The 23,282-nt window shown below is 53.1% G+C and carries 24 protein-coding genes; 16 read left to right on the top strand and 8 right to left on the bottom strand.

The genetic code is table 11. The annotated features are described in order from the left end of the window. Positions 1 to 232 precede the first annotated feature (232 nt). Positions 233 to 1,393: an iron-containing alcohol dehydrogenase gene (locus ACK5LI_RS12710; RefSeq protein WP_416949907.1), complete on the bottom strand. Its 1,161-nt coding sequence runs from the start codon at positions 1,391 to 1,393 to the stop codon at positions 233 to 235. 360 nt (positions 1,394 to 1,753) lie between these two features. Between ACK5LI_RS12710 and ACK5LI_RS12705 the strand changes: the two genes are divergently transcribed. Then, complete coding sequence (locus tag ACK5LI_RS12705; protein WP_416949905.1) at positions 1,754 to 2,695, top strand: universal stress protein; 942 nt, start codon at positions 1,754 to 1,756, stop codon at positions 2,693 to 2,695. Positions 2,696 to 2,872: 177 nt separating this feature from the next. On the opposite strand, the gene ACK5LI_RS12700 is transcribed toward ACK5LI_RS12705, so the two are convergent. The 6 genes from ACK5LI_RS12700 to queA form a co-directional block, all read right to left on the bottom strand. Continuing rightward, entirely contained in the window at positions 2,873 to 3,745 is an 873-nt protein-coding gene (locus ACK5LI_RS12700) for a radical SAM protein (RefSeq protein ID WP_416949903.1), read from the bottom strand. Positions 3,746 to 4,135: 390 nt separating this feature from the next. Beyond that, the gene (locus ACK5LI_RS12695) at positions 4,136 to 4,687 is read right to left on the bottom strand and encodes a 2-oxoacid:acceptor oxidoreductase family protein (RefSeq protein ID WP_416949900.1); all 552 of its coding nucleotides are present in this window, start codon (positions 4,685 to 4,687) and stop codon (positions 4,136 to 4,138) included. Positions 4,688 to 4,691: 4 nt separating this feature from the next. Further along, positions 4,692 to 5,468: a thiamine pyrophosphate-dependent enzyme gene (locus ACK5LI_RS12690; protein WP_416949898.1), complete on the bottom strand. Its 777-nt coding sequence runs from the start codon at positions 5,466 to 5,468 to the stop codon at positions 4,692 to 4,694. 3 nt (positions 5,469 to 5,471) lie between these two features. After that, positions 5,472 to 6,536: a 3-methyl-2-oxobutanoate dehydrogenase subunit VorB gene (locus ACK5LI_RS12685; protein WP_416949896.1), complete on the bottom strand. Its 1,065-nt coding sequence runs from the start codon at positions 6,534 to 6,536 to the stop codon at positions 5,472 to 5,474. 4 nt (positions 6,537 to 6,540) lie between these two features. Further along, positions 6,541 to 6,786 carry a 4Fe-4S binding protein gene (locus ACK5LI_RS12680; RefSeq protein ID WP_416949894.1) on the bottom strand — a complete coding sequence of 82 codons (246 nt, stop codon included), beginning with the start codon at positions 6,784 to 6,786 and terminating at the stop codon, positions 6,541 to 6,543. A gap of 145 nt (positions 6,787 to 6,931) precedes the next feature. Then, the gene (gene queA, locus ACK5LI_RS12675; protein WP_416949892.1) at positions 6,932 to 8,065 is read right to left on the bottom strand and encodes a tRNA preQ1(34) S-adenosylmethionine ribosyltransferase-isomerase QueA; all 1,134 of its coding nucleotides are present in this window, start codon (positions 8,063 to 8,065) and stop codon (positions 6,932 to 6,934) included. A 424-nt stretch (positions 8,066 to 8,489) separates the two neighbouring features. Here queA and ACK5LI_RS12670 point away from each other — a divergent pair, with 424 nt between their 5' ends. The 7 genes from ACK5LI_RS12670 (at position 8,490) to ACK5LI_RS12640 (ending at position 16,449) form a co-directional block, all read left to right on the top strand. Next, entirely contained in the window at positions 8,490 to 8,990 is a 501-nt protein-coding gene (locus ACK5LI_RS12670; RefSeq protein WP_416949890.1) for a hypothetical protein, read from the top strand. Continuing rightward, positions 8,990 to 10,216: a bifunctional phosphopantothenoylcysteine decarboxylase/phosphopantothenate--cysteine ligase CoaBC gene (gene coaBC, locus ACK5LI_RS12665; protein WP_416949888.1), complete on the top strand. Its 1,227-nt coding sequence runs from the start codon at positions 8,990 to 8,992 to the stop codon at positions 10,214 to 10,216. The genes ACK5LI_RS12670 and coaBC overlap by 1 nt, the downstream gene beginning before the upstream one ends. Then, entirely contained in the window at positions 10,198 to 11,157 is a 960-nt protein-coding gene (locus ACK5LI_RS12660; protein WP_416949886.1) for a hypothetical protein, read from the top strand. Before coaBC ends, ACK5LI_RS12660 begins: the two co-directional genes overlap by 19 nt. Positions 11,158 to 11,494: 337 nt before the next feature. Next, on the top strand, positions 11,495 to 12,862 hold the full coding sequence (locus tag ACK5LI_RS12655; protein ID WP_416949884.1) for an NfeD family protein: 1,368 nt from the start codon (positions 11,495 to 11,497) through the stop codon (positions 12,860 to 12,862). A gap of 83 nt (positions 12,863 to 12,945) precedes the next feature. Continuing rightward, a complete protein-coding gene (locus ACK5LI_RS12650) occupies positions 12,946 to 13,689 on the top strand; it encodes a slipin family protein (RefSeq protein ID WP_416949882.1) in 744 nt (247 codons plus the stop codon). Between the two features lie 633 nt (positions 13,690 to 14,322). Further along, positions 14,323 to 15,330: an NAD-dependent epimerase gene (locus ACK5LI_RS12645; RefSeq protein ID WP_416949880.1), complete on the top strand. Its 1,008-nt coding sequence runs from the start codon at positions 14,323 to 14,325 to the stop codon at positions 15,328 to 15,330. A 336-nt stretch (positions 15,331 to 15,666) separates the two neighbouring features. Beyond that, on the top strand, positions 15,667 to 16,449 hold the full coding sequence (locus ACK5LI_RS12640) for a ParA family protein (RefSeq protein ID WP_416949878.1): 783 nt from the start codon (positions 15,667 to 15,669) through the stop codon (positions 16,447 to 16,449). A 4-nt stretch (positions 16,450 to 16,453) separates the two neighbouring features. Here the strand turns inward: ACK5LI_RS12640 and ACK5LI_RS12635 are convergent, their stop codons facing one another. Next, positions 16,454 to 16,864 (bottom strand): hypothetical protein, encoded by a 411-nt coding sequence (locus tag ACK5LI_RS12635; protein ID WP_416949876.1) that lies wholly within the window; start codon positions 16,862 to 16,864, stop codon positions 16,454 to 16,456. An 83-nt stretch (positions 16,865 to 16,947) separates the two neighbouring features. Here ACK5LI_RS12635 and ACK5LI_RS12630 point away from each other — a divergent pair, with 83 nt between their 5' ends. The 8 genes from ACK5LI_RS12630 (at position 16,948) to ACK5LI_RS12595 (ending at position 23,261) form a co-directional block, all read left to right on the top strand. Then, positions 16,948 to 17,871, top strand: coding sequence for a ParB/RepB/Spo0J family partition protein (locus tag ACK5LI_RS12630; RefSeq protein WP_416949874.1), 924 nt, complete (start codon positions 16,948 to 16,950; stop codon positions 17,869 to 17,871). Positions 17,872 to 17,883: 12 nt separating this feature from the next. Continuing rightward, positions 17,884 to 18,918, top strand: coding sequence for a bifunctional heptose 7-phosphate kinase/heptose 1-phosphate adenyltransferase (locus ACK5LI_RS12625; protein WP_416949872.1), 1,035 nt, complete (start codon positions 17,884 to 17,886; stop codon positions 18,916 to 18,918). 267 nt (positions 18,919 to 19,185) lie between these two features. Beyond that, positions 19,186 to 19,524 carry an STAS domain-containing protein gene (locus ACK5LI_RS12620; RefSeq protein ID WP_416949870.1) on the top strand — a complete coding sequence of 113 codons (339 nt, stop codon included), beginning with the start codon at positions 19,186 to 19,188 and terminating at the stop codon, positions 19,522 to 19,524. Continuing rightward, complete coding sequence (locus ACK5LI_RS12615) at positions 19,514 to 20,266, top strand: ABC transporter permease (RefSeq protein WP_416949868.1); 753 nt, start codon at positions 19,514 to 19,516, stop codon at positions 20,264 to 20,266. The genes ACK5LI_RS12620 and ACK5LI_RS12615 overlap by 11 nt, the downstream gene beginning before the upstream one ends. A gap of 6 nt (positions 20,267 to 20,272) precedes the next feature. Next, positions 20,273 to 21,043 carry an ABC transporter ATP-binding protein gene (locus ACK5LI_RS12610; RefSeq protein ID WP_416949866.1) on the top strand — a complete coding sequence of 257 codons (771 nt, stop codon included), beginning with the start codon at positions 20,273 to 20,275 and terminating at the stop codon, positions 21,041 to 21,043. Next, a complete protein-coding gene (locus tag ACK5LI_RS12605) occupies positions 21,031 to 22,005 on the top strand; it encodes an MlaD family protein (protein WP_416949864.1) in 975 nt (324 codons plus the stop codon). Before ACK5LI_RS12610 ends, ACK5LI_RS12605 begins: the two co-directional genes overlap by 13 nt. Before the next feature lie 63 nt (positions 22,006 to 22,068). Further along, entirely contained in the window at positions 22,069 to 22,854 is a 786-nt protein-coding gene (locus ACK5LI_RS12600; protein ID WP_416949862.1) for a hypothetical protein, read from the top strand. After that, positions 22,851 to 23,261: a DUF1992 domain-containing protein gene (locus tag ACK5LI_RS12595; RefSeq protein ID WP_416949859.1), complete on the top strand. Its 411-nt coding sequence runs from the start codon at positions 22,851 to 22,853 to the stop codon at positions 23,259 to 23,261. The genes ACK5LI_RS12600 and ACK5LI_RS12595 overlap by 4 nt, the downstream gene beginning before the upstream one ends. Positions 23,262 to 23,282 lie beyond the last annotated feature (21 nt).

Genomic DNA, 23,282 nt, shown 5'->3' with positions numbered 1-23,282 from the left:
TCGTGAAGGCCAAAATTTATTTGAAAACAGCCCACCTTCACAGACGATAGCATTGCAAAACTGATATTAAAAATGATTTTCATTGTCAAATATATGAATAACCAAACTCACCCACAAAAAAACGCTAAACCAGCGCACCACATCACCACTTATCCAGCCCCCTACAAAAACAGCCCGCCGGCCACATGGCCTGCGGGCTGTTTACTATGCGTAACTTCTTGTCCGAAGGATGCTACAGGGCAGCCTTCAGAACATTCCGGCTTACTTCCAGCTTCTGGTCGCCGCGCTCGGACATTGCTGTCAGTCCTTTTGCTTCCAGCCCCTTGATTACAGCGTCGAAATGTTCAACGCCAAGCTTATGGTCGGAAAGGCGGGTTTTAACGCCCAGAGACTCAAAGAACTCCCTTGTTTTGGCTATGGCGGCATTAATGCGTTCGTCATCTGTGCCTTCGGTGATGTTCCAGATGCGCTCGGCATACTGCAGCAGCTTTTCGCGTTTGGATTCGCGGCGCACATCCATCAAGGCAGGCAGAATGATGGCCAGAGTCTGACCGTGATCAAGACCGTAAAGAGACGTAATCTCGTGCCCGATCATATGAGTTGCCCAGTCCTGCGGTACACCCGAACCGATAAGGCCGTTCAGCCCCATGGTGGCGCACCATACAAGGTTCGCACGGGCATCGTAGTCTTCGGGGTGATCAATCGTATAACGTCCGATTTCGATCAGGGTCAGCAGGATGCCTTCTGAGGTTCTGTCCTGAAAGCGGCCTTCCACGGGGAAAGTGAGATACTGCTCCATAACGTGGACAAAGGTGTCCACCACACCGTTTGCCACCTGCTTGGCAGGCAACGAGTAGGTAAGCGTGGGGTCAAGAATCGAAAACTTCGGGAAGGTAAGCGGACAGAGCACGGGAAACTTTCCGTCACCCTTGCTGATAACACCGCCGCAATTCATCTCGGAACCGGTGGCAGGCAATGTCGCCACACACCCCAACGGCACGGCCTTGGCTGCGGGCACCCCTGCAAAACCATGGTACAGGATAGACTCCGGATCACCGTCGAACACGGACGCAAGCGAAACAAACTTCGTACCGTCCATGACAGACCCGCCGCCCACGGCCAGCAAAAAATTGATACCTTCTTTTTTTACCAGTTCCACGGCCTTCATAAGAGTTTCATAACGGGGGTTGGCTTCAATCCCGCCAAACTCAAACACCCGGCGATGAGACCCCAGTGCGCTTCGCACCTTATCAAAAGCGCCGAACCGCTTTACGCTGCCGCCGCCGTATAAAATAAGCACGTTGGCATCAGCAGGAACAAGCGTGTCCAGTTCTGCCAGTCTGTCTTTACCGAAAACAATGTGGGTAGGGTTATGAAAGTTGAAATCAAGCATGATTATCCTCCTTAAGGATTGTATGCGGAATATAATTATGTCTTATAATTCTGAATTTTTGCGTTTGACAAACTTTCAGACGCGCATCGTTAAAGCTGTTGCCGGAGTATGCACTCATTTTTGTGCGTACCTTCCCTCATACTCCTTTTTTGCCCTGAAACAAGTACGCACCAGACGGTGCCTGACGAATTATCAAGCAACATAACCCCTTTGCTTTTCGTTGAGTACTCGTATAATCTACCTAATACGTACTTCCAGACATGTCAGGGCGTTGCACTTCATGCCCTTACAACAGTCAGCGATCAGTACCAGTGCAGCGGTTATAGTACTTGCTGCCGTATCTGCCTTACGGAGTCTCCCATGCCTGTTTCTAAAAATCGTCCGAATCCATCAATACCTTCTGCACCTCTTGTTCCCAAACGCGATGTGCTGGTCACTGTAAGCGAATCGCAAAACCATCTGCACGCTGCACAGTTTGCTGCACAGTTCTTACACAATGCAACGTCTGTCGGTATTACACTTTTATACGTCGCACCGCCGAAGCAGCAGCACAACAGAGGCCCTTACGGCCTTGCATTAGGCGTGGGCGGTATGGATGACGAAGAGTATAACCGCCATATCGCGTTAGGTACAGCCAGCCTTGCAGAGGCCGAAAAACTGCTTTTGAAGGCAGGTGTTGAAGAAGACCGTATTACTTTGCGCTCTGTGCCGAACACAACGGCCATGGACTGGGATATTATGTATCAGGGGGTCAATGGCGGACACTCTGCCATTGCTCTTGGCAACCGGGGGCGTACCTGGCTGGAAAACCTGCTGGAAGGCACACCCGACATCACCGGCGGGCTGATCAAGCAGTCGTGCATTGTCCCGCTCTGGCTGTGTCCGCCGAACCCTTCCGGTTCTCAAAAGGTGCTTATCTGCGTTGACGGTTCTGCCTCAGCCTTTAACGCCGTACACCATATTTCTCATATTCTGGGAGCAGACAGCCCCCACGAATTCACATTGCTGCGCATCTGCAAAACAAATCCATGCGGCTTTACCGACAGCGGCATGTTGTTCAAACAATGCCGCCAGATTATGGAAGGGCAGGGTGTTGCGCCGGAACGTGTCTCTACCAGCGTTGTCACGCATAACAACGTGGTGGAAACCATCCTGCGGCTTTCGCTGGAAGGTAACTACGGCCTTGTGGTGGCAGGCAGACGCGGAATGGGGTCAAACCTCATCGAGCATTTGCTGATGGGTGCGGTGGCAAACAAGCTGATGCGCAGGCTGCGCAACTGTGCGCTGTGCCTTTGCTGCTAGATTTAGTGCTGCATGACAACTCTTCGCCTCCGGCGGCAGTATGCCGCCGGAGGCTTTTATTTGAACGGTATAAAGCAGAGAGCAGGGGCGGGGAACAAGCAGAGCAGCCGCCATTCCATTATGCATTGAGTCCTTCTTTATGATGCGGAAAAAAAGCAAATGGAGAACAGCTCAGTGTTATTGCAATAACTGTAGCTGCGTTGCCTGCGCGGGCTTCCATATGCGGATAGACCGCTCCATACCGTACTCGGCGCAGCCGCTGGTTACCGCACGGTACAGCTCCTCTGCATTCGGGGAATTACAGATATATTCTTTGCCGAACCTGCGCCGGTATTCATTAAGCACTTCCGGAAAATGCTCTTTCAACTGCCCGAAATAATACTCCCGGCTGCCTTCGCGCAGCGACATTCCCGGCCAGAACAGTATGTACGAAGCACCAGCCTCTCCCGCCTGCCGGACGACCTCACTAACCATATCTGTAGAATCTGTAATGAAGGGCAGCGTAGGCATGAGTGTGATTCCGGCATAAATTCCGGCATCACGCAGCGCTTTAACTGCCTTGAAACGCTCGGACGGAGGCGGGGCGTGCGGTTCTATTTTTGCCGCCAGTGCGTCTCCAGCGGTGGTCACAGTAACGGAGACCGCCGCATAGGTACGCCCTACAAGCCTGAGCATATCAATATCGCGTGTTACCAGCGTGCTTTTAGTGATTACATGCACCCCGAAACCATGACGGCCAAACAGCCGCAGTGCCCCGCGTGTAAGCTCCAGCTTTTTCTCCGCAGGCATGTAGGGGTCGTTCATAGAACCTGTGGTCACTGTGCCGCGCTGACGCTTGCGCGGCAGTTCATCAGCCAGAATTTTCAACGCATCCTGCTTTACCCGTATATGCTCAAGGGCGCCTATGTCGTAGCACGTACTGCGTGTATCGCAATAAATACAACCATGCGGGCAGCCGCGATACAGGTTCATATTATAGTAGCTGCCGAAGAGCTTGTCAGGAGCGTCTTTCACACGTGTAAGAATGGTTTTGGCTTCGATGTAGTCCATACCTCACATTGCACGGTACTTTCAGCCACCACAACAACCGGAAGCGTAATGACAGGAGGGGACAGCAGTCAGGCATCGGTAAAGCCGCAGGCATAAGCGAAACAAGGCCAGCAAAAAGACAGATACCGGCAAAAAATGATTTACGCGGAAGAAATGCTACGCTTTTGAATTACAAGCAAATCTGGACTGTCATCTCATATTCCACAGCACTGCATCCTTCTGCTTATAGGCCCGCTTTGCCGTTACCCAAAAGCACTTACCAGCCAAGGACAAACACTCTTTGAGCGGGTGCGGAACCCCCTTCCCCCAACAAAAAACCGCCCGCATGTGGCCATGCGGGCGGATATTGTACACCAACGTTTCACGTGAAACGTCAATATCGGCGGCAAACTACATCTGTGCTGCCACCTGGTCGGCACCGGCTTGCAGCGCCTCTGCGTTTTTGGGGATCAGGTGCGAATAGTGGCTGGAGATAACGTTACTCAGGCTATTCTTAACCACTTCCAGATCCATAACGCCGGTTGCCTTTACGTATGCGCCAAGTGCAACCATGTTTGCCATACGGGTATTACCCAGCTGATCGGCAATTTCGTTTGCGGGCACACCGTATGCTTTTACGCGGCTTTCTGCCTGCGCCATATCCACCAGCGAAGAGTTTACAATCAGAACTCCGCCGTCCTGCATCATGGGCTGGAACTTGTCCATGGAGGGCTGGTTCATGATGATCAGGCTGGCAGGGCGCTGAATGATGGGCGAACCGATGTCTTCGTTAGAAATAACAACGGTGCAGTTTGCAGTACCGCCGCGCATTTCAGGGCCGTAAACGGGAATATAGGTTACGTTAAGACCGCTTTCCATACCGGCATATGCCAGAAGGTTGCCGATAAGCATAACGCCCTGTCCGCCGAAACCGGCAATGATGACGTCCTGATACAGACTCATTGGCTTATTCCTCCTCGGCCGCTTCGGCGGTGATGTCTTTGTATACTCCCAGCGGGAAGTAGGGGATCATCTCTTCGGCGATGCGCTTGTTAGCGGATACGGGGTCCATGCGCCAATTGGTGGGGCAGCCGGACAGCATTTCAACAAAGCCGAAGCCGACGTTGTTTGCCTGCACTTCAAAAGCCTTGCGCAGAGCACGCTTGGCCTGACGGATATTCTTTACCGAATCAAGCGAAACACGCGCAGCATATGCGGTGCCGCCCAGACCGGCAATAATCTCTGTCATTTTAATGGGCTGACCTTCGCTTTCTGCGCAACGTCCGCCGGGGCAGGTGGTGGTTTTCTGGCCTACCAGAGTGGTGGGTGCCATCTGACCGCCGGTCATGCCGTAAACGGTATTGTTTACAAACACAACGGAGATGCGCTCGCCACGGTTGGCTGCATGCACGATTTCGGCAAGGCCGATGGAAGCAAGGTCGCCATCACCCTGATAGGTAAAGACAAATTTATCCTTGCGTGCACGCTTTACACCGGTTGCCACTGCAGGAGCACGCCCGTGGGGTGCTTCTACCGCGTCAACATCAAGGTAATTGTAAATAAACACCGAACAACCGATGGAACCGACGCAGAGGGTATCTTCCACAAGGCCCATTTCGGTAAGCACTTCGGCCACAAGGCGGTGCGCCACACCGTGGTGACAACCGGGGCAGTAGTGAGTAGGACGGTCGGCCAAGACTTCGGGTACGTCGAAGACCAGCTTTTCGTTATTTTCGGCTTGCATGGATTACCTCCCCAGCCTTGCGACTATTGCTTCCACGAAGTCGTCGGAACCGGGCAGGTTGCCGGGCATATGACCGTAGAAGTCAGAATCGGCCAGACCGCGGATGGAAAGACGCACGTCTTCAACCATCTGTCCGCAGTTCTGTTCAATGGTAAGAAAACGCTTGCCCTTTTCTGCCAGAGCGCGGATAGGCTCTTCGGGGAAGGGGTAGAGCGTAAGCGGACGCACAAGGCCCACTTTGTGACCTTCTGCGCGCAGACGACGAACGGAGCTTTTGACGATACGCCCGATGGAGCCATACGCCACAACAACCAGTTCCGCATCATCGCATTCGAAAATGTCTGCGCGGGCTTCGGCCTTCATGGCTTCGTACTTGTCCTGCAGGTGTCTGTTCTGCTTTGCAAGAGCACCGTCCGTAAGGAACAGCGACTTGAGCAGACGGGGACCGCGGTCTTTAGCACCTTCGATGCACCAGTCTTCAACGCCGTAGTTCTCGGCTTTTTCCGGAGTCCACGGAATGACAGGCTCTTTCATCTGGCCGACAATGGCGTCGCCGAGAACAAGCACGGGGTTGCGGTACTTGAAAGCAAGGTCAAAGGCTTCGATCATCATGTCGTAGCCTTCCTGACAGGTGCCGGGAGCAAGAACCAGAGTACGGTAGTCGCCATGACCGCCGCCGCGGGTGGACTGGAAGTAGTCACCCTGCGAAGAGCCGATGTCGCCAAGACCCGGACCGCCGCGGTTCATGTTTACGATGACGCCGGGCAGCTCGCTTCCTGCCATGTAGGAAATGGCTTCCTGCATCAGCGAAACACCGGGGCTGGAGGAAGTGGTCAGCGCACGCGCACCTGCGGCGGCTGCGCCCAGCAGCATGTTGGCTGCTGCCACTTCCGATTCAGCCTGAACAAATTCACCACCTTCTTTCACAATGGCGGTGGACATAAACTCGGGAATATCGTTCTGAGGGGTGATGGGGTACCCGAAGTAACAGGTACAGCCAGCAGCCAGCGCGCCGCGCGCAATGGCTTCATTACCCTTGATGAAAATTCTAGAGGGCTTTTCGGACATGCGCCTACTCCTTTGCCTTTTCGCCCTTTGCGGGCTTTTCGGGCCGGTAAACCCTGATCGCACAGTCGGGGCAGATAAGCGCACAAGATGCGCAGCCCGTACACTTTTCCATGTCCTCTTCAGTCACCTCTGCCACTTTGTACCCTTTACGGTTAAAGCGGGAGGACTGACGGATGATTTCCTTGGGGCAAACGGTGGTGCACAAAAGGCACCCCTTGCACCTCTCATCCAAAAACGTAACGCGTGCCATTCGCACTACCCTCTGTTTTTTCGCAAGCTGCCACTATAGGCCGCTCGCTGTGTCATGAGATTTTTTGTTAATTCTTAGAGCTGTGGGTATAGCTCAAGTCCTGCCGGTTTGCAAAATTGTGCAACACTCATTTTTCCAGCCCACACTATAAAAGCAACATTGCATCACCATACGAAAAAAAGCGGTAACCGGCGTCCACCGCTTCTTTATATGCGGCAAGCATTTTTTCGCGTCCTGCAAAGGCCGAAACCATCATCAGCAAAGACGATTCGGGCAGGTGGAAATTGGTGATGATGTGGTCTGCCACATTGAACGTATATCCCGGATAGATAAAAATATCCGTCCATCCGGTATAGGGACGAATTTCACCGCACTGCGCCCATGCGCCTTCCAGCACGCGGGTGGAAGTAGTGCCCACGGTAACAACAGGACGCCCTTCTTTTTTGGCATTGTTAATTGCCGTGGCAGCCTGCTGCGAAAGTTCTATATATTCTTTGTGCATACGGTGTGTGCGGATATCATCCACACGCACAGGGCTGAAGGTACCATACCCGACGTATAACGTCACTTCCGCCCAGCCGAAACCACGCTTTGCAAGCGCTTCGTGCAGCTCGGGGGTAAAGTGCAGGCCTGCTGTAGGTGCGGCAACGGAACCTAAGCGGTCTTCGCGGCTGTAAATGGTCTGATAACGGTCGTGGTCATCTTTACCGTCCGGTCTGCGGATGTACGGAGGGAGCGGCAGATGCCCCTGCTGCATGAAAACTGCTGCAAGGTCGCCGTGCCAGCGCAGCTGCACTTCGCACTTGCCGAACTCACCCGTTGCCAGCACTTCCACCTCAAGCCCTTCAAACTGCATGACATCCCCTTTGCGCACACGCTTTGATGCACGCAGAAGGCCTTCGGCACGGGCTGTACATGCTCCCGTTTCGTTTACGGGAACAGCTTTGATAAGCGGCAGAGGAGTGAGCAGCAGAAATTCAACTTTGCCGCCTGTGGGACGCTTGCCCAGCATACGGGCCGGCAGCACCCGCGAGTTATTGGCCACCAGCAGGGCACCGTCGGGCAGAAAATCTGCAATATCGCGGAACATGGCCTGCGAATTAGTGCCTGTAGCTCTGTTGACCACAAACAGGCGGGATTCTCCGCGCTTTTCGGGCGGATTCTGCGCTATCTGCGCTTCCGGCAGGTCAAATCGGTAACCGGCAAGAGTAAAATCGGCATCAACATGCTGTAATGCCTCTTGGTTGTTCTGGTTTTGTTCAGAAATAGTCGATTGCATGGGGCAGCGTGTCCTTTCCACCATCCGGCATAGCTTCCGGCCGCAATCTTTCAGCCGCCGTCACCGGCATGGAATCCGCACCAGACCAGAAGATGCGGCGGCAGGCAAGTTTTTTCAAACAGGGGCGCCCCATTTTGTCACTTTTTGTCGAAAACACAACTATTTCAAGCTGTCAGCCGACAACTGAACAATAGAAGCGGCGGCATGTTATGCTTTTTTTTGCGTTTTTGCCAATTCGCACATAAAAGCACAGCCACCGGACAAGACACGTTGCGTTACTTAGTTATTGTTGATTCATTGCGTGCCGCTGCGACATACGCTATGTGACATAGCTGAGTGACGGCGTCGCCGTGGTGCGTAATCAATCGGCTCTGGCGCAAAGCGCGTACAGGCCCGAACCATTGTATTTCAGTAAGGAGACTCCATGAAAAAATCTCTTATTCTTGCGCTTCTGCTTGCCGGCGTGGTGGCTCTTTCCGGTTGTACTACAACCGGCAGCTCCAGCTCCGGCGGAACTGAAGAAGTTTCCCAGTTCCTGTACTATGACTTCAACGACATTGTCGTTCCCCGCGACATGAAGCTGAAAGACTCGTTTGTGCTCGGTTCCGGTGCAGACCGTACCGGCTTCCTCGGCTTTTCCGGCTGGGTGGATGCCCGTTCGCTGACTCAGAACACCATTTCCAACATGCAGCGTGACGGCTGGAGCCTGCGCTTCCAGTTCATCAGCCCGCGTACGCTGCTGCTGTTCACAAAGCCTGACAAATTTGCCATCATCAATATTACTGACAATAAAACCAACACCGAACTGGAAGTGTGGGTTGCCCCCCGTCAGGACAACGTAGGCCTTGAAAAGCCTATCCTTGATACCCCCACCAATTCTATTCCCGGTGACATCACCATTCAAGAAGAAGGGCTGACAAACTAATGAGCTCCACTTCCGGCACCGCGCATCTTGCCTTCAGCGGCTATATGGGCAAACGCCTGCAATTAGGCGTCTGCGGTTCTGTCGCGGCATATAAATCGCTCGATCTTCTGCGGCGTTTTAAAGACTCCGGAGCCGATGTAGGCGCGACGGTTACGGAAAGTGCTGCCCGTTTTGTAACTCCGCTCAGTTTCGAAGCGCTCGGCGCTTCACCTGTATATTCCGGCATGTTTCCCGTGGGGGATGATGTTTTCGGGCATCTTACCCCCGGGGAAGCCTGCCATGCTTTTCTTATTGCACCCGCCACTGCCGCCATCATGGCTAAAATTGCGCACGGCATGGCAGACGATATGCTGTCGTGTCAGGCTCTGGCTTTTGAAGGGCCGTTGGTCATTGCTCCTGCCATGAACCCCCGCATGTGGAATAACCCGTCCACACAGGAAAACTGGCAAAAGCTGAAAGACCGCGGGCACATAACCATTGAGCCCGGCTGCGGTCGCATGGCCTGCATGGATGTGGGGCAGGGCAGACTGGCAGACCTTGATACCATTTTTCTTACCGGTCTGAAGGCCATGACGCCACAGGATATGGCCGGAACCAAAGTCATGATAACCCTTGGCCCTACGCGGGAACAGTGGGACGGCGTGCGCTTCTGGTCCAATCCGTCTTCCGGCGTGATGGGCGCATCATTTGCCGTGGCGGCATGGTTGCGCGGCGCTCAGGTACATGCCGTCTGCGGCCCGGGCACTCCGTGGCTGCCTGCGGCCATAATGCGTTATGACGTTACCAGTGCAAAAGAAATGTACAAAGCCACGGCAGACTTATGGCCTGCCGTGGATACCGGAATTTTCACTGCCGCAGTTGCGGACTTCAGCCCTGTTCCTTTCGGCGATGCAAAGTTTAAAAAAGCCGGAAGCGATTCCCTGCGGGTCGAATTTACGCCAAACACTGATATTTTAAAAACGCTGGGGCAGGCTAAGCGCGATGATCAGCGCATCATCGGCTTTGCGGCAGAGACGGGCGACCTGCAGGCCAATGCCGTGGGCAAGCTGCAACGCAAAAATGCCGATATGATCGTCGGCAATATTGTCGGCACCCCTGAAAGCGGCTTCCAGTCCGCTACCAACAAGGTTTTTGTGGCAGACAGGAACGGTCGTACCGAAGAGTGGCCCGTGCAACCCAAGACAGAAGTAGCATGGAGGATTCTGGATTGGCTGTTGCAAATGTAGCTCTGCGCGAAGATCTGCGCCCTTGGCACAATGCCGGACTTAACTATCTTTTTATTGATGAGACGGTAGAGGCATGGCTGGAAGAGGGTAAAAAGGCACAGCAGGCAGCTTCGCCCGCTGGCGCTTCACAAAACGTCGCAGCTCAGACCCCGCATGTCCTCCGGCAAAGCCAAAGCGATTCTTACGCTGCGCCCGCTCCTGCACAGCGAGCAGGGCAGCACGGGTATACGCCACAGGCTGCCACCGAGCATTCTTCTCCGCAAAGGCCATACAGCGGCACCGCCGCGAACGGCTCTGCCGGTCCTGCTGGGCAGCAGCACCGCCCTGCAGCCCCTCAACCACCTCGGGACAATACAGCCTTACAGCCGCAAACACGGCCCAAGTATACCCCGCAGGAGTCTCCGGACGCATGCACGATGCGCGAGGATAAACCTGAGCCGCCTCAGGCAAGCACGCTGCCGCCTGAACAATGGCCTGCAACATGGCAGGCTGCGTGGGCTAAAATCCCCGGCCCTGCACCTGTTGTATGGACATACTGGTCGCTTGGCGATGACCTGTGCGGCAATGCCAATGCCGAGCGCGGCGCACTGCTGCGGCGCATCATCGGCAGCCTGCAACTGCCCCGCGGAACCAGCGCCTTCTGGCCCGTGGCCATGCCGCCCCAAAACGCCCAGACAGACACGGACGAATCCGGCCTTGTGGCAGACCCCGCACTGTTTCTTGCCGGTATAGAGCGCATCAAGCCGCGCAGGGTGTTTGCCTTCGGCAGCAGAGCGCTGCGAAGCTTTGCCCCGCATTGCGGTCTCAGGCCATATCAGTTTGTCCACTTCAACGGCTTCAGGCTGTATGCCATGCCGGACATTGATTACCTGCTTGAATCACCAGGCCCTGTAGATGCAGTTATCTCCTGCCTGCGCGTGGCGTTGCAGCAAATGCGCTGAAACTCTTTGCCTGCTATTTTTTGCCCGCTGCCTGAAAAGGTAGCGGGCTTTTTTCTGTCGATGCAACGCTGTCCGGCTCTTCCCGAGCAGCAGTCCTGTCGCTTCTGCATTCTCCGCTTTGCAGCGCGGTTGCATATTGCCGCACGGCACCGTAACTCATCGGCAATCATCGCCCCAGGCAAAAACACCTTGCCAATGTGAACTGCCATGCACATGTTTCAATAAGTATAAACAAACAAAATTCGATTCGAAAAACCTGTTCACCCCCCCCCGTTTACGCTATGCTCAGACTAGCCTCCGCATCCGAGTGGTGCCATAGCCATGCAGGAGAAACGCCATGAACAGCTACACCTCTTTTTTTCGCACATATTCAACCCTCTGGGCGATTTTTATCTTTTTCATAGCAATTCATACAGCCTCTATTGCTTTTGCGGCTGAGAACGAGCCTGAAAATAAGCCTGTCAGCGTGGTCAATGTAACTATTAATGCCGGAATCGGTCCTGCAACGGCGGACCTGCTGCGCGGAGCGATTCAAGAGGCAGAGGCGGGGCATGACATGGTGCTGGTGACGCTGAACACCCCGGGCGGACTTGTTTCATCCATGCGCGAGATGGTTCAGGACATTCTGAACGCAAATGTGCCCGTAGGGGTGTGGGTAGGGCCGTCAGGAGCACATGCCGCAAGTGCAGGTATGTTTCTGGTTGCTGCGGCCAGCATTAACGGTATGGCTCCGCAGACGACTCTGGGGGCAGCCATTCCCGTAACGGCAGACGGTTCCGACACTAAAGGGGACTTAGCCACAAAAGTCACCAACGACCTTTCCAGTCTGGTTTCCAGTCTGGCAGAACGCCACAACCGCAATGTGGACTGGTATGTTTCTGCCGTTCGCAAAGGTGAGAGTCTGCCTTCGTCTCAGGCCATCATGAACAACGTTGTCGAGTTTATGGCAACCTCGCCGAAAGACTTTCTTGTTCAGGCCGGCAGCAGAGGGGTGCCCGCCGAGCTTGGGCCGCTCTATTTCACGGAAGACATGATAACCATCGTGCCGTATGAGCCAGGGGTCAGGTACCGCTTTATCGGCTGGCTGCTTGATCCGCAGGTTGCGTATCTGTTGCTTATTGCCGGTGTTGCGTTGCTTTTTGTGGAGTTTACGCACCCCGGCGCGATACTGCCGGGAGTGTTAGGAGCGTTATCGTTACTGCTTGGGCTGTACGCCATGACAATTCTGCCCACGGAAGCAGCCGGACTGCTGCTGATTGTTCTGGGGCTGATATTCTTTCTGCTGGAAGTGAAAGTCATCAGTTTCGGTCTGCTTTCTCTGGCTGGAGTCGCCGCGCTTTTCTTCGGCTCGCTCATCCTCTTCCCTGAAAGTGAAAGACTGCGCCTTCCCCTCATGACCATCGGCCCTACGGTTCTTGGTATCAGCGCCTTTATGGGTGGCATAGTCTGGCTGGCAGTAAAGTCGCAACGTCGCACTACCGCAATGGTTTCTGAACAGCTGACAGGGCAGACAGCGACCGTTGTCCGCTGGAACGGCAAAAAGGGAACCGTTAAACTGCAAGGCACCATGTGGAACGCGACAACACCGAAAGAACTCCCCATCGCAAAAGGGGAAAGTGTTATCGTTACCGGCATGAAGGGCCTTACGCTGCATGTATCAACAGGCCACGCCGATTCCGATGATTCACACAAAGGAACTTCGTAGCGGCATAACTTCAGCCCCCAACCGCATCGCGGTTCTATACACTGTAATCACGGCTCCAAATGTAAACCTAAAGGAGAAGCAGAATGTTTGCCTATCTTCCCATAATTCTGGCCATCGTTGCGTTTCTGATTGCATCCATCAAAGTGCTTAATGAATACGAAAGGGCGGTTGTTTTCCGGCTTGGGCGCGTTCTCGGAGCCAAAGGTCCGGGCATCATTATTCTGATTCCCATAATTGATCGCATGGTTCGCGTAAGCAAACGGGTGCTGACCCTCGATGTTCCCAATCAGGATGTCATCACACGGGATAACGTTTCCGTTGAAGTAAATGCTGTCGTATACTTCCGCGTTGTGGAGCCTGTTAAGTCCATCATTGAAGTAGAGGATTATCTTTATGCCACTTCGCAACTTGCGCAGACGACGTTACGTAGCGTTTGTGGCAGTGCGGAGCTGGACCAGCTGCTGGCCCAACGGGAAGAGATGAATGAGCAGATTCAGCAATTACTGGACGAACAGACCGACCCGTGGGGCATCAAGGTACAGTCTGTAGAGCTTAAGCATATTGACCTGCCTGCCGAAATGCAGCGCGCAATGGCCAAACAGGCAGAGGCTGAACGTGAACGCCGCGCCAAGGTCATTAACGCAGAAGGCGAGTTACAGGCTTCGACAAAACTTAAAGAAGCAGCGCAGATAATGTCGGAAGCACCTGCTTCACTCCAGTTGCGGTACCTCCAGACAATGCGGGAAATGGCTGCGGAAGGAAAATCAACCGTAATCCCTATTCCGTTTGATATTATTAAACCCTTTCTTGATGCCAAGGGCAAATAGCCTGATTTGAACCAGTTACCCTTGATAGGAAAGGCGGCCTGATGGTCGCCTTTTTATTTGTATTTTTAAATGAGCCTGTTGCCTTATATGGCCGCACCACACAAAACAGACGAAACAGAACACACAGGGAAGCTGGCCGGAGCAAACCAATGACAACCACTAGACGATACTGAAATGAGAGAGGAATCGCCGTGACAGTGAGGGGGAGTGGCTTCTTAAAACCGCAACGCGAAGAGGATAACGTAAGCATGATGTTCCATCGGCTTTATGGTCTGTAGCTCAAGTATTCTCAGCAAGCCCCTTATTATTTATACCTGAGACAAGTTAGTGCATCCCCCGGCAAAAAGAAAATCGCAAGTGAACCGTTAAAACGGGTAGCGGCGCGCAAGGCACATAATTTAATCACAGCGCACCCATGCCGCAGACGGCTTTAATTCCTCCTCCATAAACCACACAGCACCGCAAGCAGATCAGGCCAACACAAAAACTTCACTCAGATTACCCGCAGCAGAGGCGGGGCGTGAGAGGGCGCCTCCTCAAGAGATGACGTGGGCAATTTTTTGGCATATATTGCCCACCGTTCTTACAAGCTCAACCAGCCGCGCATATGCGCGCTTCATACAGGAACCGACCATGCATATTCTTGTTACCGGAGCAGCCGGTTTTATCGGCTTTCATCTAAGCCGCCGTTTTCTGGCTGATGGGCACACCGTTGTAGGCCTCGATTGCCTGAACGATTACTACGACGTGCAGCTTAAGAAAGATCGTCTGGCACTGCTGCAAAAAGAGCAGGGCTTTACCTTTGCCCCTGTGGATCTTGCTGATGATGCCGCCATGGATGCTCTGTTCGAAAAAGAACAGTTCACCCATGTGGTGAACCTTGCTGCGCAGGCAGGCGTTCGCTACAGCATCGAAAATCCCCGTTCGTACATTCAGTCCAACCTTGTCGGCTTTGGCAATATTCTGGAAGGCTGCCGCCACAACGGCGTTAAACACCTTGTGTATGCTTCTTCCAGCTCGGTATACGGGCTGAATACCAACATGCCCTTCAGCGTGCATGACAACGTAGACCACCCCATCAGCCTGTACGCCGCAAGCAAAAAATCCAACGAGCTTATGGCGCACACATACAGCCACTTGTACCGTCTGCCTACAACAGGACTGCGCTTTTTCACTGTGTACGGCCCGTGGGGACGTCCGGACATGGCTCTGTTCCTGTTCACCAAAGCCATATTTGAAGGCAAGCCCATTAATGTATTTAATGAAGGCCGCATGCGCCGCGACTTTACTTATATTGATGACATCATTGAAGGCGTGGTCCGCGTGACAGAGCGCACACCTGCACCTAATCCTGAATGGAGCGGAGCTGCGCCTGACCCGTCATCCAGCCCCGCACCGTACCGCATTTACAACATAGGTAACAATAACACGGTAGAACTGGGCACCTTTATTGAAACACTTGAAGAGTGCATCGGCAAAAAGGCCGTTAAAAACCTTATGCCCATGCAGCCCGGTGACGTGGAAGCCACCTATGCAAACGTAGATGACCTTATCGCTGACACCGGCTTTAAGCCCGGAACGCCGCTGAAAGAGGGCATCGCAAACTTTGTGGACTGGTACCGGAAGTACTACAACGTGTAGCAGCCTGCTTGCTTGAAACAATTCAGCCCGCTTTTGCGGGCTTTTTTGTTTTCTTCGCAAATGCTGTAGAATTGAACATTCCGTATTACATTTTAACTCTCATTATGCTGCCATAATGTTTCACGTGAAACATTAACTATCTTCTACACCGGTTACAAAACAGCATGGTTAAGCCAACGAAGCCGTAAACAGCCGGATAAAAGTAACGCAAAAAATCTTATCAACCCGTTGACACTTTACTCTTGCTTTACTAGCTATACTCTCGTCACCCGCGTGGACCATGAACAACGTTCATGTTTCACGTGAAACATGAACGTGCAACCTAGAGAGAGTGCTGTGGCTAGAATCATCGCTATCGCTAACCAGAAGGGTGGAGTAGGTAAAACCACAACTGCCATTAACCTTGCGGCTTCGCTGGCAGTGATGGAAAAGCGCGTTTTGCTGGTGGATTGCGATCCGCAGGCCAACGGCACCAGCGGGTTAGGGCTGGACCCTGATCATCTGGATGAAAACCTGTATACCGTGTTCTTTCGTCCGGAAGAAGCAGTAGAAGCAGTATACCCGACCAGCCTTGAATACCTTTCCGTTCTGCCTACCACGACTGATCTGGTAGCAGTAGAGCTGGAGCTGGTAGATAAAATGGGGCGGGAATACTACATGACAGATCTACTGAAAAATCTGGAAAGCAGGTTTGACTACATCCTTCTTGACTGCCCGCCCTCGCTGGGGCTTATTACGCTTAATGCTTTGTGCGCAGCCAGAGAATTACTCATCCCGCTGCAGTGCGAATTTTTTGCGCTGGAAGGCATCGTAAAGCTGCTGCAAACATTTGAGCAGGTAAAAAAACGCCTCAACCCCGGGCTGACCCTGATGGGTGTGGTGCTTACCATGTTCGACCTGCGCAACAGGCTTTCGCGTCAGGTGAAAAACGAAGTACGCAAATGCTTCCCTGACCACCTGTTTGAAACGGTGGTGCCCAGAAACGTACGACTTTCAGAAGCACCAAGCTACGGCAAATCGATTATTCATTATGATGTGAAGTCGAAGGGAGCCGAGGCCTATCTGGCACTGGCAAAAGAAGTAGTGCTCAGAAGGCCCCAGCAAGAAGGCAAGCGTTAAAGTATTAAGAACCGGAAGGGGTGTGTTCGTAGCAGATGTGGTCTTTGAAGTGTTTTTTACGCACTGTGGCACCACAGCCCTTGCAACGAAAAACCAGAAGGCCGCCCAGATTTGCGTTGGTCAGACGGAAGGGCTTACCTTCGTCGTGTTCCCAGTCTTCTGTTTTTGCCCCGCAACAGTTGCACTGGACTTCCGCGTTAAAGGGGTATTTAAAATCCCAGAACTCTTTAAACGACTCCCAGTCTTCCAGCGGCTCTGCCACTTCGACAGGGGGGTACATGGCATCAAGACCGTTTTCCAGAATGGGAGCTACCTTGCGGCCTACACGGCTCCAGAGTTCAGAACTGATCGTGATCGAATGTAGATTTCCATGCTTGTCATACAACGGCAACACATGGGAATTTCTGTCAGACATACATAGCCTCCGTCTGGTTATTTCTCCGTCAAATGGCGCAGAACAGATTTAGGGGGATTCAACATATTGTCAAGGAGAGAGAGATGGCTGCCGTGCAAAGAGGCCTCGGACGTGGGCTGGATGCGCTCTTTAAAGGATATCAGGAAGAAACACCCGCACCGGCACAGGGCGGGGCAACTCCTAATACACTTTCCATAAAGGCTCTTATCCCCAATCCGGAGCAACCCAGAAAGCACTTCAGTGAAGAAGCTCTGCAGGAGCTTGCAGACTCCATCCGCTCACAGGGAGTCCTTCAGCCCCTGCTCGTCCGCCCTGCAAAGAATGCAGAAGGCATGTACGAAATTATTGCAGGAGAACGCCGCTGGCGTGCCTGCCAGAAAGCCAAAGTTACAGAGCTGCCCGTCATTATCCGCGAGATGACAGACGAGGAAACTCTGGCGGTAGCGCTTATAGAAAACCTGCAGCGCGAAGACCTGAACCCGATGGAAGAAGCGCAGGGTATGGCCCAACTGAAAGAGCAGTTCGGCATGAATCAGGAAGTGCTGGCTGCAAAGCTGGGTAAAAGCCGTTCTGCTGTGGCTAACACCATGCGCCTTCTTAACTTGCCAAAAACTGCACAGGACGACATCGCAGCCGGCAGACTGACCGCAGGGCACGCCAGAACACTGCTTTCCGTCAACGATGACGCTGCTCGCGAAGAGCTGCGTCGCCGCATAGTAGAAGAGGGACTTACCGTGCGCGGGGCAGAATTGCAGGCGACCTTTTTTAAAGAAAACGGAACACTGCCCGCCGAAGGCGAAAAGGGCGCAGGCACATCCGGAAAGAGCGCTTCGGCACCCAAAATTGCCCCCAGCGCAAGCATTATTTCACTGCGCGAAAAACTTAAAGCAACCATGCCGGTAAAGGCGACGATCTCGGGTTCGGAAGAAAAAGGCAAAGTGACGTTGTCGTTTTCTTCGCAGGAAGAACTTGCACGCGTGCTTAACCTGCTCGGCATCCAACTTTAGCCGCGATTACATATGACCTATTCATTCGATACAGACCGCCTGTGCGGCACAGTTGGCCAGCTTTGCGATAAAAAAGTGCTTATCGTGGGCGACGTGATGGTAGACGAGTATCTCATCGGAGATGCCGAGCGTATCTCGCCGGAAGCCCCTGTTCCCGTCGTTACAGTAGAGCGTGAAAAGCTGCTTATCGGCGGAGCAGGAAACGTTGCCAAAAACATTCAGTCACTGGGTGGCAAGCCTGCGCTTATAAGTTTGTGCGGCACAGGCAGCAACGCTGAAGCGCTTCGGAATGTACTGCAAAGTGAAAATCTGGATGCGACTCTGGTTGCCATCGAAGGCAGAAGAACCACGTTTAAAACCCGTGTTCTCGCACGGCAGCAACAGATGGTCCGCATCGACCGCGAAGATACTTCCGCACTGCAAGGCGAAGGGCTTACCAGGCTGCTGCAGGCCGTAGAAGACCAGCTTGCAGAGCACGATGTCATCATTGTTTCAGACTATGGCAAAGGGCTGGTAACTGAAGAATTCATGCAGCGCCTTAACGCCATGTTGGATGTGTATGAAGGCAGGCACGGCAAGCGTCACCACGTGTTTGTTGATCCCAAGACACGTAACTTTCACTTGTACAAACACGTCTTCATCCTTACCCCCAACGCAAAGGAAACAAGCGAAGGAGCACGTCTGCCCACAGGCAGCAAAGAAGAAATTCTTGCTGCGGGCACCGCCATCTTTGCCATGCTGGAGTGCGACAAGCTGCTTACCACGCTGGGCGCACAGGGTATGGCTCTATTCGATGGTGCGGGCAAAGTCTGGCACATTCCCACCACAGGACAAAGTGTGTTTGATGTGACAGGCGCAGGTGATACCGTAATTGCAACACTTGCCCTTGCACAGGCGGCAAAAATCGACCTGCTGGACTCCTGTATGCTGGCAAATTTTGCTGCGGGTATAGTGGTAGGGCAGGTGGGTGCTGCTTCCGTTACGCCTGATGAACTGCTTGAAGCCATAAAAAGACACGATGCACCAGCGGTAAGCCGCTGGCTCTAAAAAAACATACTCAAACGCTCCGGAACCGTCCGGAGCGTTTTTTATTTTCGTAATCAGCAGACTAACAAGAGCCGGAGTTGGCACCGGCAAAGAATTCACGTATTCTGTAAGATACACGCCAAAAAAACGGAGACACAGCAAAAACTTCATCTCAGGAGCGGCTTCTGCTTCTGCTCACAGCCTGTGCATGGGCACAGCGGAAGGTACAGAAGCTAAGATGGCAGCATTTGCATCGGTACTACATGATTGGCGCAAAGGGGAAACGCCATGACCACATGGAGCGCAAAAGCATATAGCGACGGCACGCTGCATCTAGCGGGTGAAATAGATTACAGCGTCGCCCCGCAAGTCAGACGGTACCTGCATGATTACGCAGGCAGTTCGGCAAACACTCTTCTGCTGAATCTTCAGCAGGTGGAGTACATAGACAGCACCGGTCTGGCAATTCTGCTGGAGCTACGAAGGATACTGCTAAGTCAGGAGCGTAGCATAAGCATAGTCAAAGCATCAGAAGGGGTAGCCCGCCTTTTTACCTTGACGCAGGTTGCTGCACTTTTCGGCATGGAAAAAAAAACCGGCGACCAAGAGGGCACCAATGCATCGTGATGTGCAGACCCTTGTCTGGCTTGTAAACGGTCTGGTAGCGTGGCCGGCTAAAGCCCGAAAGCGTCCGAGAGCCTACTATACGTGGCAGGGCTGGCAGCACTTAGCAGAAGTGGGCTCGCGCTCTCTTGCCATCGTTTCCATCATTGCCGCCTGTACAGGTATGATTCTGGCCCTTCAGGCCGCGCAGCAGCTGGAAAAGGTAGGAGCGCTTAGTTACGTGGCCAATATGGTCAGCGTAACCATTGTAAAAGAGCTTGGCCCGCTGCTTACTGCCATCATTCTGGCAGGTCGCTCCGGTGCTGCATTCTGCGCCGAAATTGCAACAATGCAGATTTCAGAGGAAATAGATGCGCTTCAGGTTATCGGCATTGATCCGGTACGTTTTCTGGTCGCGCCCAAGATAATGGCAATGCTCATCATGCTGCCGGTGCTTACATTGTGGGCAGATCTGGTCGGCATCTTGGCGGGGGGGCTCTTCTCATCACTGCTTCTGGGGCTTTCTCTGCAAGGATACCTCAATCAGGCTGTGCTTTTTCTGGGCACGAATGATGTGGTAGCCAGCGTAGTCAAAGCTGCCGGCTTCGGGGGAGCCATTACGGTTATCTGCTGCTGGCAGGGCTTTCTGGCACGCGAAGGCGCAGCGGACGTGGGCAGACGCACAACAAAAGCAGTAGTGCAGTCTATCTTCATGATTATTCTGCTCGATTTTTTCTTCACCGCACTCAACTACATCGCAGGCTGATACAATATGCATACAACTCCGGGCGTAAGCCTGCATGCGGTGGATGTAGGTTACGAAAACAACGTGGTTCTGCGCAATCTGACCCTGACCATTCCGGCAGGCAGAATAACTGTCATACTGGGCGGCTCAGGCTGCGGAAAGTCCACGCTGCTTCGGCACATTTTAGGTCTGCAAAGGCCGGTTGCCGGTGATATTTTTATTGACGGAAACAACCTGTGCAGCATGACCGAAGACCAGCTGTACGAATACCGTCGCAACATGGGTGTGCTGTTTCAGGGCGGAGCGTTGCTCGGCTCGCTCACCCTGCGTGAAAATGTGGCTTTGCCTCTGCTTGAGCATAGCCAGCTGGATGACGAAACGCTCAACACAGTCGTCCGTTTGAAGTTGTCTCTCGTCGGGTTGGATAATTTTTTAGATTATTACCCCAGTCAGCTTTCAGGCGGAATGCGCAAACGGGCAGGGCTGGCCCGTGCTCTGGCGCTTGATCCCGGCATCCTGTTATGTGACGAGCCTTCTGCGGGCCTTGATCCCATAACGGCGGCAGAGGTCGATCAGCTGATAACAGACCTGCATCAATCGCAAAAAATGACTATTCTTGTGGTCACGCACGACCTCGACAGCCTCTACCGCATTGCAGAACATGTTATAGTGCTGAATGCGGGAGAAGTTCTTTTCAACGGCCCGCTGGAACAACTGCGTCAGGCAGATGATCCGTACATACGGCAGTTTCTAAGCAGAACCCCCGGTGCACGTAAGACTCCGTCATGGCTGTTGTAGCAATCAGACTGAAGGATACAACCATGCTTAATAAGCAGGATAATAAAAAAGAAGTCATAAAGGCGGCACTCACCTTACTGCTTGGTCTTGTGGTGCTGGGTTTGTTCATAGTGGCCTTTGGCGGGCACAGGTTCTGGGAAACGCTGGATACGTACAGCATACGATTTCTGACAGTAAAAGACCTGTCCGTCGGCAGGCCGGTGAAGTACGCAGGCATAAACATAGGCCGCGTGCTGGAAATCGATGTGGACAGTCAGGATCCGGCGCAGATACGGGTGGTAATCGGAGTAAAAGAAGGGTTTACCGTTTACGAAGGAACAGTTGCCAGCATTACACAGAAAGGGCTGGTGGGCGATAATTACGTACTGTTAAGTCTGGCAGCCGCCCCCGGTAATGTCTTGCCCGTACAAAGCGAAATACCTCCGGACACAAGCACCTCCATTTTCGAGGCCGCAGCATCTGTGGGGCAGCTGGTACGCGAGCTGCAACCCCGCCTGATAAGCATTGCGGACAACCTTGACACTCTGCTTGTCACTGTAAACAAACAGAACATGGGGGAAGTTGCCCAAAACTTAAACACCGTACTCCAGACAGCAGATAACAGCATAAAAACGCTTACGAGCGAAATTTCGGCTGTTTCCAAAGAGACCGCTGCAGGCATACGGGAAGCACGCGCAGTAATGCGCAAGCTGGACGGAGGGGTAGACAATGCCAATGCCGCAATGCACTCTACGAATCAGGCCATGCTGGCAATAAAAACACAGACAGAAGCCGTAGGTACAATGATGACGCGGTTGGGCAGCCAACTGGGAACAGACCTTGAGTACGACCAGGTGCAGGTTGAAGAAATATTACGCAATACGAGGGAACTGACACACAATCTGAATATGCTTTCACGCTCGCTCAGAGACAGACCCTGGCAAGTAATTTTCCATCCTTCGGATGAGCAGCAGATTCGCTAGTGCTATTCTGACTTCCACCTGCAAAGCTGAAAAAAGACACACACCACTAAGGGAGCACCGTTGATGAAAAACCAGACAATACAGCCCGAGCAGACGAACTCCCCCGGAGCAGAAACGAACACACCCTGCGCAAACGCGCATACAATACACGCAGAACCAGCGCATCTTGCCACCAGCCATATGCGCCCCACGGCGAGTTTTAGTGCAGGCAAGGCAACTGCCGTGCTGTGCATGTTGCTGTTGTGCATAAGCCTTTTCGCATGCGGCGGCAGGGGCGGCCCGAGAGAAAAATTACTGCGCGTGGACACTGGCAGCATATTCCGCCCTCAGTCTGAAACATACTGCGCTGACAACACCATGCTGCATCTGCGGCTGTATGAAGTAGGCACACTGGCGGGACTGAACAGAACCGCGGTGCTGATTGCCAAAGGTAATGTTCTGACGCCCAGCACAACATGGCACTGGGAAGGAACACCTCCCACGTTGTTCACACAAGCGCTTGAAAACGAAACTGCAAACAATCCGTATTACGATATCAGCGCGCATCCTCGTTCGCGTAACGACTTAAGTGGCATTCTGCGTGTATCTATTACTGCCTTTGAGGTGGTGGCGGAAGCTCCGTACAAAGTACGCGGAGGTGCCCGCATCGAGCTGTGGACAGCCGATGAGACCAGCCGAATAGACATGACTGCGCTCACCTTTGAAGAGCCGATCGAACGAATGGAAGGAGACCTTATAGCAAAAGCTGCATCACAGGTGTTGAGCAAATTATCCGGCCAGACCCGTGCATGGCTGGAAACGTCAGCCCTCAGAGCATTGCCGAAGCCAGAAGGATGGGTTGCACCGTGAACCCGTTTGCCTACATTGCCGAACGTAAAATTCAGGAAGCAATCGAACGGGGCGAGCTGGACGACTATGAAGGAAAAGGTAAGCCCATACAGCTTTGCGATGACCCGCTGGTGCCGCCGGAATTACGCATGGCGTATAAGATGTTAAAAAACAGCGGGTACCTGCCGCCCGAAGCGCAGGACTTGAAAGAAGTGCATACTATTCTGGAGCTGCTTCAGGAGTGCAGCGACGAGCAGATACGCTACCGGCAAATGAACAAGCTGAATGTGCTTATGGCGCGCATCAACAAAGACCGCAGACATCCCATCAAGCTGGAAGAGTTAAAAGAATATTACAGCAAAACAGTGCAGCGGATATCGGTAGCGGAGCGGAAGCACGTGAGCGACATAGAAACCAGAAGGCTGTAACTGCGATAGGACCGCTTGCGA

The sequence above is a fragment of the Oleidesulfovibrio sp. genome, from assembly GCF_047973035.1.
Taxonomy (GTDB): Bacteria; Desulfobacterota; Desulfovibrionia; order Desulfovibrionales; family Desulfovibrionaceae; genus Oleidesulfovibrio.
This window is presented reverse-complemented; position numbering and strand designations above follow the sequence as displayed.

Bases quoted from the DNA above. Each gene is read 5' to 3' on its own strand.
- ACK5LI_RS12695 (WP_416949900.1), bottom strand. From the start codon at position 4,687: ATGAGTCTGTATCAGGACGTCATCATTGCCGGTTTCGGCGGACAGGGC.
- ACK5LI_RS12670 (WP_416949890.1), top strand. From the start codon at position 8,490: ATGAAAAAATCTCTTATTCTTGCGCTTCTGCTTGCCGGCGTGGTGGCT.
- queA (WP_416949892.1), bottom strand. From the start codon at position 8,065: ATGCAATCGACTATTTCTGAACAAAACCAGAACAACCAAGAGGCATTA.
- ACK5LI_RS12620 (WP_416949870.1), top strand. From the start codon at position 19,186: ATGACCACATGGAGCGCAAAAGCATATAGCGACGGCACGCTGCATCTA.
- ACK5LI_RS12700 (WP_416949903.1), bottom strand. From the start codon at position 3,745: ATGGACTACATCGAAGCCAAAACCATTCTTACACGTGTGAAAGACGCT.
- coaBC (WP_416949888.1), top strand. From the start codon at position 8,990: ATGAGCTCCACTTCCGGCACCGCGCATCTTGCCTTCAGCGGCTATATG.
- ACK5LI_RS12635 (WP_416949876.1), bottom strand. From the start codon at position 16,864: ATGTCTGACAGAAATTCCCATGTGTTGCCGTTGTATGACAAGCATGGA.
- ACK5LI_RS12610 (WP_416949866.1), top strand. From the start codon at position 20,273: ATGCATACAACTCCGGGCGTAAGCCTGCATGCGGTGGATGTAGGTTAC.
- ACK5LI_RS12645 (WP_416949880.1), top strand. From the start codon at position 14,323: ATGCATATTCTTGTTACCGGAGCAGCCGGTTTTATCGGCTTTCATCTA.
- ACK5LI_RS12690 (WP_416949898.1), bottom strand. From the start codon at position 5,468: ATGCAAGCCGAAAATAACGAAAAGCTGGTCTTCGACGTACCCGAAGTC.
- ACK5LI_RS12710 (WP_416949907.1), bottom strand. From the start codon at position 1,393: ATGCTTGATTTCAACTTTCATAACCCTACCCACATTGTTTTCGGTAAA.
- ACK5LI_RS12605 (WP_416949864.1), top strand. From the start codon at position 21,031: ATGGCTGTTGTAGCAATCAGACTGAAGGATACAACCATGCTTAATAAG.
- ACK5LI_RS12600 (WP_416949862.1), top strand. From the start codon at position 22,069: ATGAAAAACCAGACAATACAGCCCGAGCAGACGAACTCCCCCGGAGCA.
- ACK5LI_RS12615 (WP_416949868.1), top strand. From the start codon at position 19,514: ATGCATCGTGATGTGCAGACCCTTGTCTGGCTTGTAAACGGTCTGGTA.
- ACK5LI_RS12680 (WP_416949894.1), bottom strand. From the start codon at position 6,786: ATGGCACGCGTTACGTTTTTGGATGAGAGGTGCAAGGGGTGCCTTTTG.
- ACK5LI_RS12655 (WP_416949884.1), top strand. From the start codon at position 11,495: ATGAACAGCTACACCTCTTTTTTTCGCACATATTCAACCCTCTGGGCG.
- ACK5LI_RS12685 (WP_416949896.1), bottom strand. From the start codon at position 6,536: ATGTCCGAAAAGCCCTCTAGAATTTTCATCAAGGGTAATGAAGCCATT.
- ACK5LI_RS12625 (WP_416949872.1), top strand. From the start codon at position 17,884: ATGACCTATTCATTCGATACAGACCGCCTGTGCGGCACAGTTGGCCAG.
- ACK5LI_RS12630 (WP_416949874.1), top strand. From the start codon at position 16,948: ATGGCTGCCGTGCAAAGAGGCCTCGGACGTGGGCTGGATGCGCTCTTT.
- ACK5LI_RS12650 (WP_416949882.1), top strand. From the start codon at position 12,946: ATGTTTGCCTATCTTCCCATAATTCTGGCCATCGTTGCGTTTCTGATT.
- ACK5LI_RS12705 (WP_416949905.1), top strand. From the start codon at position 1,754: ATGCCTGTTTCTAAAAATCGTCCGAATCCATCAATACCTTCTGCACCT.